The organism is Streptomyces sp. NPDC002619, assembly GCF_042889305.1.
In the GTDB taxonomy this organism is placed as follows: domain Bacteria; phylum Actinomycetota; class Actinomycetes; order Streptomycetales; family Streptomycetaceae; genus Streptomyces.
This window is the reverse complement of sequence record NZ_JBIAQV010000039.1, coordinates 17,323-34,597: the sequence shown is the minus strand read 5'-3', so window position 1 is coordinate 34,597 and position 17,275 is coordinate 17,323. Positions and strand designations below refer to the sequence as shown.

General features: G+C 66.5%; 7 protein-coding genes and 1 pseudogene. 6 read left to right on the top strand and 2 right to left on the bottom strand.

The features are described from left to right. Positions 1-122: 122 nt before the first annotated feature. On the top strand, positions 123-8,903 hold the full coding sequence (locus ACFYXB_RS36435) for a DNRLRE domain-containing protein (protein ID WP_389589317.1): 8,781 nt from the start codon (positions 123-125) through the stop codon (positions 8,901-8,903). Positions 8,904-8,928: 25 nt separating this feature from the next. Then, positions 8,929-9,540 carry an SMI1/KNR4 family protein gene (locus ACFYXB_RS36430; protein WP_389589316.1) on the top strand — a complete coding sequence of 204 codons (612 nt, stop codon included), beginning with the start codon at positions 8,929-8,931 and terminating at the stop codon, positions 9,538-9,540. Positions 9,541-9,885: 345 nt separating this feature from the next. Here ACFYXB_RS36430 and ACFYXB_RS36425 read toward each other — a convergent pair. Next, a pseudogene (locus ACFYXB_RS36425) lies at positions 9,886-10,419 on the bottom strand (integrase core domain-containing protein); the annotation flags it as partial. A 123-nt stretch (positions 10,420-10,542) separates the two neighbouring features. On the opposite strand from ACFYXB_RS36425, the gene ACFYXB_RS36420 reads away from it, so the two are divergent. Continuing rightward, the gene (locus tag ACFYXB_RS36420) at positions 10,543-11,640 is read left to right on the top strand and encodes an integrase core domain-containing protein (protein ID WP_389589315.1); all 1,098 of its coding nucleotides are present in this window, start codon (positions 10,543-10,545) and stop codon (positions 11,638-11,640) included. Between the two features lie 166 nt (positions 11,641-11,806). Here ACFYXB_RS36420 and ACFYXB_RS36415 read toward each other — a convergent pair whose 3' ends face one another. Continuing rightward, entirely contained in the window at positions 11,807-13,321 is a 1,515-nt protein-coding gene (locus ACFYXB_RS36415) for a restriction endonuclease (protein ID WP_389589314.1), read from the bottom strand. A 303-nt stretch (positions 13,322-13,624) separates the two neighbouring features. On the opposite strand from ACFYXB_RS36415, the gene ACFYXB_RS36410 reads away from it, so the two are divergent. The 3 genes from ACFYXB_RS36410 to ACFYXB_RS36400 are packed head-to-tail and all read left to right on the top strand — an operon-like array spanning position 13,625 to position 17,270. Then, the gene (locus ACFYXB_RS36410; RefSeq protein ID WP_389589313.1) at positions 13,625-14,833 is read left to right on the top strand and encodes an ABC-three component system protein; all 1,209 of its coding nucleotides are present in this window, start codon (positions 13,625-13,627) and stop codon (positions 14,831-14,833) included. Continuing rightward, positions 14,830-15,321, top strand: coding sequence for a three component ABC system middle component (locus tag ACFYXB_RS36405; RefSeq protein WP_389589312.1), 492 nt, complete (start codon positions 14,830-14,832; stop codon positions 15,319-15,321). Before ACFYXB_RS36410 ends, ACFYXB_RS36405 begins: the two co-directional genes overlap by 4 nt. Continuing rightward, positions 15,318-17,270, top strand: coding sequence for a DUF3732 domain-containing protein (locus tag ACFYXB_RS36400; RefSeq protein WP_389589311.1), 1,953 nt, complete (start codon positions 15,318-15,320; stop codon positions 17,268-17,270). The genes ACFYXB_RS36405 and ACFYXB_RS36400 overlap by 4 nt, the downstream gene beginning before the upstream one ends. Positions 17,271-17,275 lie beyond the last annotated feature (5 nt).

The following is a 17,275-nucleotide window of genomic DNA, read 5'->3' as shown; positions in this document are numbered from 1 at the left end:
CCGCCTGTAGGGGCGGGGGAGACGTTTTCGGGCGGCATGTTTGTGACGTCTCAGGTGTGGAAAGGGTTGCGGTGAGACCCAGACGGGCCAGGTTTATGGCGTGCCTGGTGGTTTCCGCGGTGATGAGTACCGCGTTGCCCCAGGTCGCCTATGCGGCATCAGATTCCGGCGACGGTGACGGCAAGGGAATTGTCGATACCGTCAAGGGATGGTTTTCGGACGACGACAACGATGGCAAGCGTGAGCTTCCCGCGCCGCCGTCGCATGACGAGATCGGCGTTGCGGATCGGCAGAAGCTGCCGAAGGAGAAGGCGCAGCCGCCGGCGAAGCGGGTTCGGGAGCTGACGGGGCAGCGGACGGCGAGTTCGCGGTTCTGGCGGTTGTCGGACGGGCGGGTCGAGGCGGAGCTGTCGGCGGTGCCGACGTCGTACCGTTCCGGCGCGGGCAAGCAGGCGGCGTGGAAGTCCATCGACACCTCGGTGCGGGCGTCCAGGACCGACGGCTACGTGTTCGCTAACACGACGAACAGCGGGCGCAGTTGGTTCGGCGGGGACAGTGGCCGGCTGGTGCGTTTCCGGGCGCCGGACGGCCGTTCGGTCAGCCTCGGCCTGGACGGCGCGAGCCGCGCGCTGAGGCCGACGGCGAAGGGCTCCACGGTCACGTACAAGGACGCGGTGCCGGGCGCGGACCTGGAGTACGTGGTGGGCCGGGGCCGGGTGAAGGAGAACATCACCCTGGCGAAGCGCCCCTCCGTCCCGCTGAAGTTCACGTTCACGCTGGACACCGCCGGGCTGGTGCCGAAGGCCCGGAAGGACGGTGCGATCGCGCTGTTCGGTGAGTTGCCGCACACGCCGGTGATGGTGATTCCGGCGCCGTACATGACGGACGCGGCGAAGGCGGACCGGTCGGTCTTCGGTAAGACGTACAGCACGAAGGTCACGCAGAAGCTGGTCCGGAACGGCAAGTCGTGGAAGCTGACCGTCACTCCTGACTCGGAGTGGCTGGCGGCGAAGGACCGCGTGTATCCCGTGGTGATCGATCCGACGATCACGATCGCGCCGTCTCCGTCGCAGTCTCAGGATGTCATGGTCCTGTCGGATCAGCCGGCGACGAACTTCAACACCACGTGGAAGCTGTCGGTGGGCCGGACCGGCACGGGTATTGCGCGTTCGCTGATCCAGTTCCCGCTGGACGAGATCCCTGCGAATGTGGATCTGGATGCGGCCCGGCTGGAGATGTATTTCGACCAGGCGCACACCACGGGCGGCAATGACAACACCATCGAGGTGCGGCGGGCGACCGGGACGTGGGACGAGTCGAGGGCGACCTGGTCGGACACCAGCGCTCTGGCGGGTGAGCTGTCCGGGACGACGGTGCAGTTCGACGATGGGGATGCGGGGACAGCCGCGGTCGGCGCCTGGGGCAGGTCGTCCGGCTCGGGGCTGCCCGAGTCCGCGATCGGCGGGGACTACCACTTCAACCAGGACTCGCTGGGCGGGGACTCCTACAGCTGGCAGACCCCGGTGGGGGACACCGGCTCCTACAAGGTGGACGTGCACTACGTGGCGTCCTCGAACCGGTCCACGGCGGCGCCGTACACGGTGACCTACAACGGCGGCAGCGAGACCTCCACGGTCGACCAGTCGGCGGGCACCAACGGCGTGTGGGCCTCGCTCGGGGGCGGGAAGCAGTACCAGTTCAACAAGGGCGGCACCGGCTACAAGGTCGTCCTGGGCGATGCCCCGGGTTCGGCGGTGATCGCGGACGCGGTGCGGCTGGGAAACTCGGCGCAGATCGTGAAGAACATCGGCGAGCACAACCAGTGGCACAGCTTCCCGGTCACCAACACCGTCCAGAAATGGATCAACGGGACCGAGGTCAACAACGGGTTCGTGCTGCAGGCCAAGGACGACACCTCGTCCACGACCCCGACCGGCGGCCCCCGGTATGAGGCGGGCGACGGTGACTACGGCGGCGAGACAGCCACCATCCCCCGGCTGACGGTGACGTACGGCAAGGTCGGCACCACGCTGAACTCGCCGACCGTGGTCCACTCCACGGGCCCGGAGCTGTCGTGGAAGGCCTACTCGAACACCACTGGTGACTCCGGCCTGGACATTGCCGAGTACCAGTTGCACCGTTCCACGCAGCAGGTGTTCACGCCGTCCGCGGCGACGCTGGTGGCTCCGATCGACAAGTCGGTGACGGCGTACACGGACACCACGGCGACGCCGACGCCGGATTCGTCGTCTGCGGAGATCGGGCGCTCGTACTACTACCAGTTGGCGGTGAAGACCAAGGACGGCCAGCTGCTCGGCTCCCCGACGAGGATCGTGGGCGTCCCGAAGGCGGGCCGCACGATGCGGCTGATCCAGGGCACGTCCGGGGTCACGGACACCACGTTGGCGTCCGGGAAGCCGACCACGAACCAGGACACCATCCAGTTCCTCGGGCAGGGCCAGAAGTGGCTGGAGGTGGGCAACAACTCCACCACCGACGGCAAGGCCCGCGCCGCGCTGAAGTTCACCACCTCCACCATCCCGACCACGGCGACGGTGCTGGAGTCGCGGTTGTTCATGTGGGGTGCGGAGACGACGACCGACACGAACGGTGCGATCTACGAACTCCACGGCCTGAACAAGGACTTCAACGAAACCCAGGCCACCTGGAACAACGCCGCGACCGGCACAGCATGGACCACGCCGGGCGGTGACTACTCGGGGACCGTCTCGGACACGGTCGCCCAGGTCTCCGAGGTCGGCCGGCACTATTGGGACGCCACCAGCCTGACCCAGGGCTGGGTCAAAACCCCCACCTCCAACCACGGCGCGCTGGTCAAGCTGAAGGACGAGACCACCACCGGCCCGCAGGAACGCACCCTGTTCCTGGCCTCCGAGGCATCCGACCCGCAGCTCGGCCCGCTCCTGCGTGTGATCTACGTCGATTCCACGACCGAAGACACGTACTACGCACCGCAGACCCCAGCCCGCATGACGCCGAACTCCACGTATACGGTGGACTTCACGGTCACCAACACCACCAGTGCCGCGTGGGCGGCGGGTGAGCGGGTGCTGTCGTACACGTGGAAGCTCCCGGACGGCACGGACGTCACGACCGGCGGCAACCAGGCCTCCACCGCGATCCCGGCGCTGTCGCCGGGCCAGTCGGCGACGATCAAGGCGCAGGTCAAGACGCCGATCAACTCCGATTCCGGGAACAAACGCACGGACTATGTGCTGGGCTGGGACATCAAGAAGGTCTCCGACGGCAGCTGGCTGTCCGCCGGAACCGGCGGGATCCCGTCACTGAAGCAGAACGTCGCCGTCGAGGACCCCACCTCGAACGCGCTCGGTCTGGAGAAGTTCTACTCCTACACCGGCAAGAACACCGGTGCCGGCTCGACGGTGATGAACAACCTCGCCTCCGGGAACAGCGTGTGGTCGTACAACGCGTTCACCAACCCGGGCCGCGGTCTGACAACGTTCGCACGCCTCGCCTACAACTCGCTCGACACGTCGGACACGGTGTCGGGTGCGGGCTGGTCGGCGCAGCTGGCCGGGCCGATCCGCCTGGGTGCGCCGCTGGACTTCCACCCCAATCCCAACCCGACCGAGGTCAGGCTCCCGGACGGTGACGGCACCACGCATGTGTTCTCCAAGCAGGCGGACGGCACGTGGAAGGCGCCGGCGGGTGTGCATTACCGGCTCACGGCGCAGCTGGGGCTGGACTGCACCCCGGACAAGGACCCGGTGCCGGACGCATGGACGCTGCTGCGGCCGGACGGCACGCGATTCCTCTTCGGCTGCGACGGCTACCTCACGTCCGTCGTGGACAAGAACGGCAACACGCAGACGTATACCTACGAGGAGCGCAAGTCCAACGGCAAGCCGACCAAGTTCCTCCAGTACATCACCGACCCAGCGGGCCGACAGTCGCTGAAGATCGACTACTACCGGAAGTACGAGAACAAGGGCGGCATCATATCGGGTGACGCCACCTACACCTACATCACCGCCACCGGCGCCAAGGCCACTGGCACCAACCTCAACGAGCCCAAGATCTACGACCACGTCAAGTCCATCACGGACATCTCGGGGTCCGTCACCGGGCTGCCCACGCGCAAGATCTCCTTCTACTACACGACCACGGGCCTGCTCGGCTGGATGACCGACGGCGAGGGATCCTCCCAGCCCAAGGATTTCAAGTTCACCTACGACGCCACCCAGGGCAACAAGAACGTCAAGCTGGTCACGGCCACCGACCCACGCGGCCACGACACCAACCTGGCGTACTACGCGCCGCAGACGGGTGACGACCCGAAGTACCACTGGTGGACGAAGACCATCACCGACCGTCTGCAGGGCACCACGGACTTCGCGTACACGGCCGACACCGTGAACACGAAGTTCACCAACACCACGGTCACGGACGCCGAGTCACACGTCACGAGGTACCAGACGGACGACTTCGCCCGCCCGGTCGAGACGACCAACGCCAAGTCCCAGAACACGACGATGAGCTGGGACGCCGACAACAACGTCACCTACCTTGAGGAGGCCAACGGCGCGAAGACCGCGTACTGCTACGACCAGAAGACGGGCTACCCGCTCTGGCAGCGCGACGCGGAGAACAACAAGACCGGCGTACCGCCCGCCAGCGACTGCTCCTTCAAGCCGGACGGCACGCTGGTCAGCTACCCGGCCAACGCGGCGAAGTACGAGTACCAGACCCGCGCGGACGGCTACGCGGCGGACCTGTTCCGCAAGACGTCGCCCGAGGGCCGGACGTGGCAGTTCGCGTACGACTCGTTCGGCAACCTGAAAACGGTCACCGACCCCAAGGGCGTCGCGACCACCACGGTGCCGGACGACTACACCACGAAGTACGACTACGACGCCTACGGTGAGCTGACCAAGGCGACCGACGCCAACGGCAACCCGACGACGTACAGCGGCTTCGGACCCACCGGCTACCCGGCGACGATCACCGACGCGAAGTCCGACGCGACGACGTTCGCGTACGACGAGCGGGGCCAGGTCACCCAGGTCACCGACGCCAACAGCAAGGTGACCACGCAGACGTACGACACGTACGGGCGTCCACTGGTCAACACCGTGCCCAAGGACACGGGCGTCGTGATCACCACCCCGGCGCCGGTGTACGACGAGAACGACAACGTCACGACGTCGACGGCACCCAACGGCGCGGTCTCCACGGCGGTGTACGACGCGGCGGACGAGATCACCTCGGCCACCGCGCCCAAGGACACCGCCACCTCCGACGAGAGGACGTCGACCTACACCTACGACAAGGTCGGCAACCTCAAGACGACCACCGAGCCCAAGGGCACGCTGACACCGACGGACACCACCGACTACGTCACCACCAACAACTACGACCCGATCAACCAGCTCACCTCGGTGGTGAACGCCAACAAGGACACCATCTCCTACGAGTACGACAACGTCGGCAACGTCGTCACGGTCATCGACCCCAAGAAGAACGCGACGGTCGACCCCACCGACTACGCGACCAAGACCGCCTACGACCTGAATCACCGGGTCACGTCTCTGACGGACGCGGCAGGAAAGGTCACCAAGCGGGGCTACGACAAGGACTCTCTGGTCGTCTCGACCACGGACTCGGAGAACAACACCACGCTCATCACCTACGACGAGCGCGGCAAGACCACCCAGGTCCAGGTCCCGCACTCGGGCACCGCACCAGTCACCTACAACACGACGAAGTACGAGTACGACCAGGTCGGCAACACCACCAAGGTGAACACGCCGCGGGGCACGGTGACGGCCACGGTGGATGACTTCACCGCGCGCACCGAATACGACGCGCTGAACCGGCCGGTCAAGCAGTACCAGCCCTACGACCCGAGCTCGAGCGACGCCCGCTACAACAACCCGAACGTCTACACCCAGACGTTCTACGACGCGGTGGGCAGGGTGGCGAAGACCTCGCTGCCGCCGTCCGAGGGACAGACGGTCCGCAACGACACCACCTACGGCTACTTCGACAACGGCTGGGCCAAGTCCGCGACGGACCCGTGGGACATCACCACCGCCTACGACTACAACGAGCTCGGGCAGCAGATCACGCGCACCCAGACCTCCGCGGGCGGCTCCTCCGACCGCACCATGGGCTGGTCGTACTACCCCGACGGCAAGCTCAAGTCCCGCGCGGACGACGGCGTCCCGGTTGGCAAGAGCGTGGTCCTGGTCGACAACTCCGACACCCAGAACACCTCCTCCACCGGCACCTGGACCAAGGCAGACCTCGCCGGGCAGCAGGGCTACGACCACGCCACACACGCGGCGGGCACGGGCACGGATGCCTTCACCTGGACGCTGAACATCCCCAAGGACGGCACCTACGCGGCGTATGTGAAGTTCCCGAAGGCGACCGGCGCCGCCACCGCGGCGAAGTACACCGTCTTTCACAAGACGGCGCTCGGTCAGGACACCACGACCGACAAAACCCTCGACCAGAACGCGGGCACCGGTACCTGGGTCTCGCTCGGCTCGTACAGCTTCAAGCAGGGCAACGACGCCAGGCTCCAGCTGTTCCAGAACAGCGCCGGCACGGTGGTCGCGGACGCGGTGAAGCTGGTGCGTGACACCACCACTGAGGTCGACACCGAGAAGAAGACCTTCGCCTACACCTACGACGCGAACGCCAACCTCACCAAGATCGACGACACCTCGTCGAGCGCGAAGATCGACGCGTACACGGTCGCCTACACGGGCCTGAACCAGGTCCAGAAGGTCACCGAGTCGCTGCTCGGCCTGGAGAAGAAGTCGACGTCGTACACCTACGACGCCAACGGCCAGCCGGACACGATCACACACCCCGACCAGTTCTCCAAGTACACCTACGACCTGCGCGAGCTGGTCAAGACCGTCTCGGTCGGCAAGACGGCGACCGACGCCTCACCGAAGGTGACGTCGTACACGTACACCGACCGCAGCCAGAAGCTCCAGGAGACGAAGGCCAACGGCAACACCGTCGACTACACCTACTACCTGGACGCGGCCCTCAAGTCCACGAGCGAGAAGAAGGCCAACGGCACCCTCATCGACTCGCACACCTACGCCTACGACCCGAACGGGAACAAGGCGCAGGACGTCGCGCAGAAGATGAACGCCGACAACCACGCGGCGTACCTGTCGTCCACGACGGACTTCACCTACGATCCGGCCGACCGGCTGACGAAGGCGGTGAAGACGGGCAACGGCGCGGGCACCGAAACCTACGTCCACGACAACAACTCCAACGTCATCAGCCAGACGGTGGGCGGCACCACAACCAACTACATCTACGACCGCAACCGCCTGCTGAGCGCCAGCATTGTTGGCGGCTCGACGGCGAACTACAACTACGACCCCTTCGGCCGCCAGGAATCGGTCACCTCGCTCGGGAAGATCATCGAGCGGAGCATGTACGACGGCTTCGACCACGTCATCGAGTCCCAGAAGGCGGACTCCACGGGCGCGCTGAAGTCGACCACGTACACCTTCGACCCGCTCGACCGCACCGCCTCGCAGACCGCGGGCGGCAAGACGACGGACTTCGAGTACCTGGGCCTCTCCTCCGAGGTCCTGGACGAGAAGGTCGCCGGCACGCTGACCAAGTCCTACCAGTACAGCCCGTGGGGCGAACGCCTGTCGCAGATCAAGCACAACACCGACGGCACGACGGAGGACGGCTACTACGGCTACAACAGCCACTCCGACGTCGATGTACTGACGGACAAGAACGGCGACACCAAGGCCACCTACGGCTACACCGCCTACGGCTCCGACGACACGTCCGAGTTCACCGGCATCGACAAGCCGGATGCCGCCAACCCGACCAAGGAGGCTTACAACCCCTACCGGTTCAACGCCAAGCGCTGGGACGCCCAGTCCGGCACCTACGACATGGGCTTCCGCGACTACAACCCCGGCCTGAACCGCTTCACCACCCGGGACATGTACACCGGCGCCCTCGCCGACATGAACCTGTGCAACGACCCCTACACCGGCAACCGGTACGCCTTCGGCGGCGGCAACCCCACGAGCTTCATCGAACTCGACGGGCACCGTCCGGTCTTCCCGAACGGCGTGCCCGTCGGGAGCACGACGACCACGACGTCCAAAACAGGGGGCGGCGGCCTGCTCGGCTTTATCACGAGCTTCGTGATCAGCATCGCGGAACTCCTCGGTGACGATAAGGCTCCCGATGGCGGCTCGGGCGGCGGTACGACGCCGCGAACCGATCCGACCTGCCACGGCGCTGACGGGCAGGGCTGGATCGACTACAAGGATGTCGACACGGCCCACGGAGGACGGGCCACGGGTGCCGTCGGCTGTATCGACAAGGCGTACGCCTCGACGCACGGAACCGATGTGCAGTGCCGCAGCGGGCTGAAGATATGCCCGCCCGGCTACTACTGGGCCAGGGACCTGGCCTACTTCTTCGGACACGGCAGCCAGGTGGGGCGGCACATCAACGCCTGCCATCTGATCGGTGCGTCCCTCGGCGGCGACGGCCTGGACCTGCGGAACCTCTCGACCTGCGGCAGAGTGACCAACACCGATGGTGACGAGGTCGCGGGAACGCTGGCCATCAACATGCGCAGTTGGGAGAGGGTGGTCAAAGGCGCGATCGACAGCGGACAGGTGGTGCGGTACGAGGTGACACCCAACTACGAGGGAGATCGCACCGCGCCGAAGACCTACACGATGTCGGCGGAGGGGATGTACCCCAACGGCTCTCCAGGCATCTCGTTCAGCGACACGGTTCCCAACCTGCTGCTGCGCGGCCCACAAGGTTCCCAGTGGTTCACCAATCTCGGCAAGTGGACCGACTCCCGGAGCGGGCTTCCCGTGCCCGTCGGAGGAATGCCGTGATGGAGAGCGGAGAAGAGGAGGATTCATGGACGGGCAACCGCTGATCGCTCAGCTGCGGGATCTGATGCCGCCGCACGACGGCGCCGGAGACTCGGTCGACTGGCAGCAGGTCGAGCGCGTCTGGGGAGTCACGTTTCCCCAGGACTACAAGGAGTTCGTGGCCACGTACGGTGAGGGTGAGACCGACGCGTTTCTCACCTTCCTCGTCCCCGGCCCGGCCGAGGGCCCAGTTCCCTCCGGCGCCATGGCGCAGGAGACGGCCGTGGCGCGGCGGATGTGGCTGGAGGAGCCCCCGGCGGGCTATGGCTCGCCGGCCACGCCGCCGGTCATCGCCTGGGGCGTGAACGCGCGTGCCGACCTGCTGTGCTGGGTGACCGGCGAGCAGGATCCCGGGCGCTGGCCGGTGGCCGTGTGGAGTCGCGGCCATCTCGCCTGGAGCGTCCACGACTGCGGCATGCTCGAGTACCTCGTGCGTCTGTTCCGCGGTGAGATCGACCCCATGTGGGCGGACGACGACGTACGGCGCTTCGTGCACGTCCGGGAGGTCCAACGCCTCCTCGCGCTCGGCATCAACCCGGATACCGGAGAGCCCAGCATGTTCGGACCGCCACCGCTCAGGCCGACCCAGGGCGACTGACCGCATGATGCCAGGGGCCGCCACCTCCTTCCGTCCGGCACTCACACCGGCCGGAGGGGGTGGCGGCCCCGTTCTTCGGATCTCGCCTGCACCAGCCGGGCCTTTGGCGACAGGAACCCGGGCTGAGGTGGGCGACGTACTCGTGAAGCGCTCGTGGCCGAGGTGCCCAGGATCCGCCACCTGCGTACACTTCGGGACTCTGTCGCCCGATTCGGGACGAGTGCCGAGTCGATCAGCGCGACCTGCGTCCTCCCTCGCCCTAATCAGAGCCGGTCGGCCGGTTTCTGCAGGTCGGAGGAATCGGGCGACAGAGTCCTGCGGGTGCCGAATAATCATCCGGCCTGGTCAAGCTGCGTGTCGGTATTCGTGGAGGGTTCCGCCGAGTCGGTCTCGTCGGCGGACATCGAGGTGCTCGATCTGCGCTGGCAGGTCGATCGGTTCGGGTAGCGGGCGCAGAGGAGCGGCTTGCCTCAGCGTTCGGTGCGGTCGATGCCCGTTGTAGAAGGTTTCGAACTGGCGGAGTGCGTGGAGGAGGTGGCTCTGGTTCCAGATCAGGGTGCGGTCCAGGGGTTCCCTGCGGCAGGTCTGTATCCAGCGCTCCATGAGGGAGTTCATCCGCGGTATCCGGATGCCGGTGGTGACGACCTTCAGCCCGGCATCGGCCGGCAGTGTGTCGAAAGCGGCGGTGAACTTCGAGTCTCGGTCCCGGATCAAGAATCTGGCCCTGCTGCCCGCGTCCTCCAGGTCCATGAGGAGATTGCGTCCGAGCTGCACGAGCCATTTGGCGGTCGGGTGCACGGTGGCGCCCAGGATCCGGATACGCCTCGTTGAATGCTCGATGACCGCGAAGACGTACAGGCGAGTCCCGGTCAGGGTTGCGCTTGCCGAAAACTCATCCGTCCTGCTGGGAGCCGGTGCGCGAGGTCTGGGGCATGGCAGCTGTGGCTGATGGCGCCGGGGGCTCTCGCCCCGCTGACGAGCGCCGCGGCATGATGGTCCACCGTGCTGCTGCGACTGGCCTACTTCGGTGTGGCGAACGCGTTCGCGATGTTGCGCCTGCTGCCGATGAGTGATCGGGACAAGGTCGTCGAAATCCTCGCCCTGCGCCATCAGATCACGGTGCTGGAGCGCCAACTCGGCAAGGAGAGGGTGCGGTTCATCCCGAGCGACCGGGCGTTCCTGGCAGCGCTGCTGCACCGGCTGCCGCGGGACGTACTGCGCAGGCTGCGGCTGCTGGTGCGGCCGGACACGGTGTTGCGATGGCACCACGACCTGGTCGCACGCCGCCACGCTGCCGCCTCCCGGCCGAAGCGACCGGGGCGGCCGCGGACCGAGCGCTCCATCCGCGCCCTGGTGCTGCGCCTGGCACGGGAGAATCCCAGCTGGGGGTATCGGCGCCTCCACGGCGAACTGCTCGTTCTCGGCGTGAAGGTCGCCGCCTCCACGGTCTGGGAGATCCTGCGGGAGGCCGGGATCGACCCCTCACCCCAACGGAGCTCCAGCACGTGGGCGGACTTCCTGCGCTCGCAGGTCGAGGCCCTGCTGGCGTGCGACTTCTTCGAGATGGTCACCCTGTCCGGGGCGCGGCTGTACGTGTTCGCCGTGATCGAGCACGCCAGTCGCCGGATCCGGGTCCTGGGCGCGACCGCGCACTCGTCCGCCGCCTGGGTGGCGCAGGCCGCGAAGAACCTCGTCATGGATCTCGAGGACGCCGGCTCCAAGGCCAAGTTCCTGATCCGGGACCGGGACGGCAAGTTCCCCGAGCTGTTCGACGCCGTCCTGCGGGATGCGGGGATCGAGGTCGTGCTCAGCGGCGTCCAGATGCCGAGAATGAACGCAATCATGGAAAGGTGGGTGCAGACCTGCCGGTGCGAGCTGCTCGACCGTACCTTGATCTGGAATCAGCGCCATCTCCTCCACGCCCTTCGGGAGTTCGAGGACTTCTACAACTCTCATCGTCCTCATCAGGGCATCGCGAACGCCCGCCCGCTGCGCCCCGTGCCGGTACCCGTCGCCGATCCGGAGCAACTCACCCGCCTCGACATACGAAGACGGGACCGCCTCGGCGGCATCCTCCATGAGTACGAGCATGCTGCATGACCTGCACAGACGCGATTTTCGGCAAGGGCAGGGCGCGGGTGATGGCGACGTAGGCCAGGCGGGCGTCGGCGTCGTCGATGGGTCCGGGTACCGGGTTTCCGTTCGCGTCGAGCTGGTCAGTGTCCTTGGGCGGGGGGAACTTCACCATGTGGTGTCGTTGATCCGGTCAGCGGAGGTCGCGGGGGTGCCAGCCGGCGGGGAGTTTGGGGAGTCCGATGAGGGCGTCGATGTTGAGGTGTTCTTTGAGGAGGGCTTTGAGGCCGCGGCCGTCGATGAGTTCCATGCGGCCGGTGCGCTGGGCGAATTCTTTGCTGGCGGTGCCGAACCAGGAGGTGGTGACGAGAATGCCTTTGGCGGCTGCTTTGTCGTGCATGACGCCGGCCAGGGCGCGGACGGCTTCGGCGGGGACAACGTTTTTGTAGCGCTTGGCCTGGATGATGCACAGACCGCCGATGATGGGGTCCTCGTTGGTGGCGACCGCGTCGATGCCGTCGTCGCGGGAGGCCTGGGTGACCCAGGCCTTGAGCCCGATCGCCTCGAACAGGCGGCGCACCAGGTGCTCGAACTCCGACGGATCCAGCACGACCAGGTCGGGGCGGCTGTCGAGGCCGGCAACGACGTCGATCTCCTCGACGAACTTGTACTTGCTCAGGTCGAACGTCACCACGGGCCGGACGGGCTCGAGGTCGTAGGGGTGCTGGGAGACGATCGCGTTCAAATGGCGCAGGCACAGCACCGGGTCGAGCTCGGGCTCGTCCAGCACGAGCTCGTCGAAGGTGCCGCGTTCGGTGCGGACGCTGACCAGGCACGGGCGGATGCCCTTGCCGGTGGCCCGGTCCTTGGCCTGTACGTGCCCGTTGAACGCCACCGAGCTGACCAGGGCGGGCGGGGTCACGTCGAGGACCTCGTCCACCGCCCTCAGCGCGAGGCGGGCGACGAGCTGCTTGTACAGGTCCTTGGTGTCCGCTTCCTTCCGCGGCTGCGGCACCACCGTCGGCGGGTCGGCCGCCTTGTACCGGTAGCCGGCCGCGGACGGGATCACGTCCTGCCCGGGCAGATCCACATCCACCATCAGCTCACGGGACTCCGGCGCATACGCCAGCCGCCACGCCCGGCGCAGCCCCGGCGGATACCCGCACCCGGCCAGCACGCCCTCCACCGCCTCCACAAGCGCCGTCGCCCCTCCGGCCAGCGCCCGCTCCACAGCCGCACGGTGATCACGCAGGCCGGGGGAGCGGTCCATGAGCACCCGGTCCAACGCCGCCGCACGCGCCTGCACCTCGCCGGTCCGCTGCTGCGCCTCGGCCTTCAGTTGTTCGACCTGCTCCTGCTTGGCCAGCCGCGCCGCCTGCTGCACCTGCCGCGCCTGCTCCTTCTTCTTCTGCTCGGCCTCCTTCTCCCGCGCCGCCTGCCGGCGGGCCAGATCCCGCTCGACCTGCTCCACCTTCTGCTTGCGCTCCGCGTCCTGACGCTTCTTCTCCCGTTGCGCCGCCGCCCACCGCTGCGCCTGCTCGCGCTCCTGCTTGGCCGCTTCCGGCTCCTTGCGCAGGCGCCCTTGTTCCGCGGCCCGGGCCCGGCGGGCCTCTTCCTGCTGCAGCCGTTTTTCCTCGGCAGCCTTGGCTTTCTTCGCTTCCTGGTAGGCCTGCAGCAACTGAACGGTCAAGGACTTCTTGCGAGCCACGGCGCCCCCCTCAGACCCGTCGTGTCACCTGCTGTGAAGCCATGCCCGTCCCGCAAGAACAACAACCCCGGCATCGCGCTCGTAGAGGCCCGTGGCGATTGAACGTTGCCGGATGGCGCCGCCGAGCACCTGTTGCACCTGGTCGAGCAGGCACTTGAGGTGCTGAGGGAGTTCCAGGCAGTCGCAGATTCCCTCATCGCCCGCCTCCCAGCCACGTTGTCGGATGAAAGGGGTGTTAGCGGCAGACAGTGCGTGACAAGATCGGGTCACTCGCGGTGAGCAGAGGCCTGCAGGGGGTTGCACATGGCTGAGCGGGGACCGGATTTCGAGGCGTCGGCCTCAGCGCTCGGCTACGTCTACCAGTTACGTGAAGCGCTGTACTTGTGTGTGAGCCGTCTCGGGAATCTGGACTGGTCGCTGGCCATCGAGGCGGGAGACGACATCGAGGAGGTCCGCCGGGACGGGCGGACGTACTACCAGCTCAAACACCGCGCTCCGGGTACGCGCATGACCAATGCGAGCGTGGACCTGTGGAAGACCCTGCGGATCTGGGCCCACGGGATCGCTCACGGGCAACTCGACCTGGACGAAACCGATCTGATCCTCCTCACCACGGCGGGACTGCCCGACGGGTCGGTGGGCAGCATGCTTCAGTCCGAAGAGTCCCGCCAGCGCGACGAACAGAGCGCACTTGAGGCACTGAAGGCCACCCGCGGGGCCTCCAAGAGTGACGCGCTGACGAAAGCCTTCGCGGCATTCGATCTCCTGACAGGCGCTCAACTGGAACGCATGGTGTCCAAGATCCAGGTGATCGGCAACGCCCCCGACGTGGATGCTGTCGAGCGGAAGCTGCGACAGGCAGCGGTCACGGCCGTAGGCCGTGAGCACGCCACGTCGTTCCTCATCCGCCTGGAGGGATGGTTCTTCCGGCGTTCCATCCAACAGCTGCGCGCGGGGAGCCTGGACGCGATCACCGGACTGGACTTCGACGCGGTCTTCTCTGATCTGCGCAACCAGTTCGGACGCGCGAACCTGCCCATTGACGAGGACATCGCCGAGATGCAGGCCGACCTCGCCAAACACGCCGGCCATCCCTTCGTCCGGCAGCTGGAGCTCATCGAGCTGGGATCCAGCCGCGTGAACCGCGCGGTCCGCGATTACATGAGAGCGTTCAGCCAGCGCTCGCGCTGGCTGAACGAGAACCTCCTGCTGCCCAAAGAGATCAGCCGATACGAGCGGCGCCTGATCGAGGAGTGGCAGGAGCTCTTCGACGACATGGTCGACATCCTCGGTGCCGAGGCCGCCGAAGCCGAGAAGGTCGCCGCGGCCAGGAACATCTACCGGTGGGCGATGACTGAGGCCCAGCGGCGTATCCGTCCCGAGTGCGATGAGCCGTTCGTGGCCAAGGGGTCGTTCCACATCCTGGCTGACGATTACAGGGTCGGCTGGCACATGGACTTCCTCGCCCGTCTCATGGCCGTGCTGGAGCCCGTGGAGACCGCTTCCTCATGAGTGAGTTCAGCACCCTCAGCCGTGACGAGCGCGCCCTGTACAACCCCGCCTTCACCGGCCTGATCGTCGCCCGCTCCGTGCAAGGCCACCACACGGAGTTCGGCACGCCGTGCCCGGTCGTCGTCGCCACCCTGGCCGCGGTCATGGCCTTGCAGCCGACGATACGCAACGCGCTGCCGCGGTCGACCGCGAGCGGACTGCACCGCTGGGTACAGGAGAACCCGTCGGTGCGTACCTCCATGACACTGAACGCCACGGCCATCGCCGACGTCGTCCGCCCCGGCCTGCTGATGGCGCTGCAAACGCGCCTGCTCGCCTGCGAGGCACAAGGACGCCTCCACGTGCCCAAGGGAGCCTTGAAGAAGGCGATCACCGGGGGCAGTGACGACGTCGTCGTCATTCAGAAGGCCGCGCGTCTGCTGGGACGTTGGCTGCCCAGCGCCGGAAGCATAAGCACCATCATGACCTTGCTAGGAGTTCGGCCTTGACGTTCCAGATCAGCGCCATCTCCATCTACAACAAAGATGGCGAAATCCGTACCGTTCCGTTCCAGACGGGCACGCTGAACATCATTACGGGAGACGCCCGGCGCGGGAAGAGCGCCATCCTGACCATCGTCGACTACTGCCTGGGCAGCGACGAATTCGTCATCCGCGGCGCAGCCCTCCGCAACTTCGTGCACCTCTTCGCGCTCACCGTCGTCAAGGACGATCAGCAGCTGTTCGTGGCCAGACCGGCACCCGTCGGCAAGGCCGCAACCAACACCACCTTCTGCATCATCTCCCAGGCGCACGGAGCACCCCCGCCCGCCTACACAGAGCTGACCTTCTCCATGCCCCTGGACATCGCCAAGAAGGTCCTGTCGAAGTTCACCGGCATCGACCCGTCCGTGCAGCTGCCAGTGGCCCGCAGCGTCCGCCAGCTCTCCCCATCCGTCCGGCACGGCTTGTTCTTCTGCCTGCAGGAGCAGAACGAGGTCGCCAACCATGACCTGCTCTTCCACGGACAGACGGAGGACTACCACCGCCCGGCACTGCGGGCGATGCTCCCGTACTTCCTCGGCGCCGTGGACCCGGAACGCGCCCAGCGCGAGCACCAGCTCAAGCTCCTGCGTCGGCAACTGGCCGAAGCGCAGGAGCGCCTGGAGGCGGCCCGGCCCTTCCAGCACGCCTCGGGAACGGCCGCTGCACTGCTCGGGGAAGCCATCGAAGCCAACCTGCTCGACCCTGCCCCGGCCGGCCACCTCAGGTCGCACGACGAGATCCTCGCCAGACTGCGCATAGCCACCGAGACGACCGCCGCCGACACCGTGCCCCCCGCAGCCGAGGACCCGCTGTCAGCGCTGGCTGCAACCCGCCGCGACCTTCGCCAGGCATACGCACAGACCCGCGTGCGCATCTCCAACCTCAAGACCGTCGCCAGAGAAAAGGACGACTTTCTCGGCCAGGTCCACGAGCAGCGTGCTCGACTCGCCACTCTCGGCCTTCTGCCGCGCGCCCACCCGGAGATGCCGCCACAAGATGGGCTGTGCCCGGTGTGCGGCAGCCATGCGCCCGACGCCAGCCAGGCAACTCAGATCATGCGGCAGGACCTTGAGCGCCTGAATGCCGAGATGACCACGATCGGAGAGGCAACCCTGGACGTCAACGCACGCATTGCAGAAGAGGAAGAGGCGCTCGCAGATCTGCGCGCCGCACTGGCGCGCAATCAAGAGGAGATCGAAGTCCTCAGCGCAGGCCAGCGGGCAGCCAGTCAGGACGACCCACAACAGCGGGCAGCTGTCGTCCAAGGACGCATCAGCCTCTTCCTTGACAGCATGGCCCGCCACACCCAAGCACCACCCGTCGCCGACCGCAGGGAAGAGCTCACCATGCAGATCGCCGAGCTCGAAGAACAACTCGGCAACACCGTCCAAGACGACCTGCTCAGCAGCTACCTGTCCCTCGTCAACCAGAAAATCCAAGCCAAAGCGACTGCCCTGGAACTGGAGCACCACGACGAACCCATCCGCCTCGATCCCCAGGCACTGACTCTCATCGCTGACACCCGACGCGGGCCAGTCAAGATGTCCGAAATGGGAAGTGGACAGAACTACCTGGGCTACCACATCGCAACCATGCTGAGCCTGCACGAGTGGTTCACCGAGATCCGCAGCCCCGTCCCCCGATTCCTCATCCTTGACCAGCCCTCACAAGCCGGGTTCCCCGATGAGACACGCGACGGCGGGTTCGGATCTGCCCGAGCCACCCTCCTCAACCTCTACACGACGATCCAAGCGAGCCTGCAGGAGCTCCACGGCAACTTTCAAGTCATCGTCCTCGAACACGCCGACCTAGACGACGAACCCTTCCGCAGTGCCGTCCGCGCCCGATGGCGGCGCAGCAACGGAGAAGCCCTCGTCCCCGAGCACTGGATCACCTACGACGCCGACCAGTGAACCGC

What these genes read in the sequence shown, in the direction of transcription:
- ACFYXB_RS36435 (WP_389589317.1), top strand. Translation starts at nt 123, where the DNA reads ATGAGTACCGCGTTGCCCCAGGTCGCCTATGCGGCATCAGATTCCGGC.
- ACFYXB_RS36430 (WP_389589316.1), top strand. Translation starts at nt 8,929, where the DNA reads ATGGACGGGCAACCGCTGATCGCTCAGCTGCGGGATCTGATGCCGCCG.
- ACFYXB_RS36410 (WP_389589313.1), top strand. Translation starts at nt 13,625, where the DNA reads ATGGCTGAGCGGGGACCGGATTTCGAGGCGTCGGCCTCAGCGCTCGGC.
- ACFYXB_RS36405 (WP_389589312.1), top strand. Translation starts at nt 14,830, where the DNA reads ATGAGTGAGTTCAGCACCCTCAGCCGTGACGAGCGCGCCCTGTACAAC.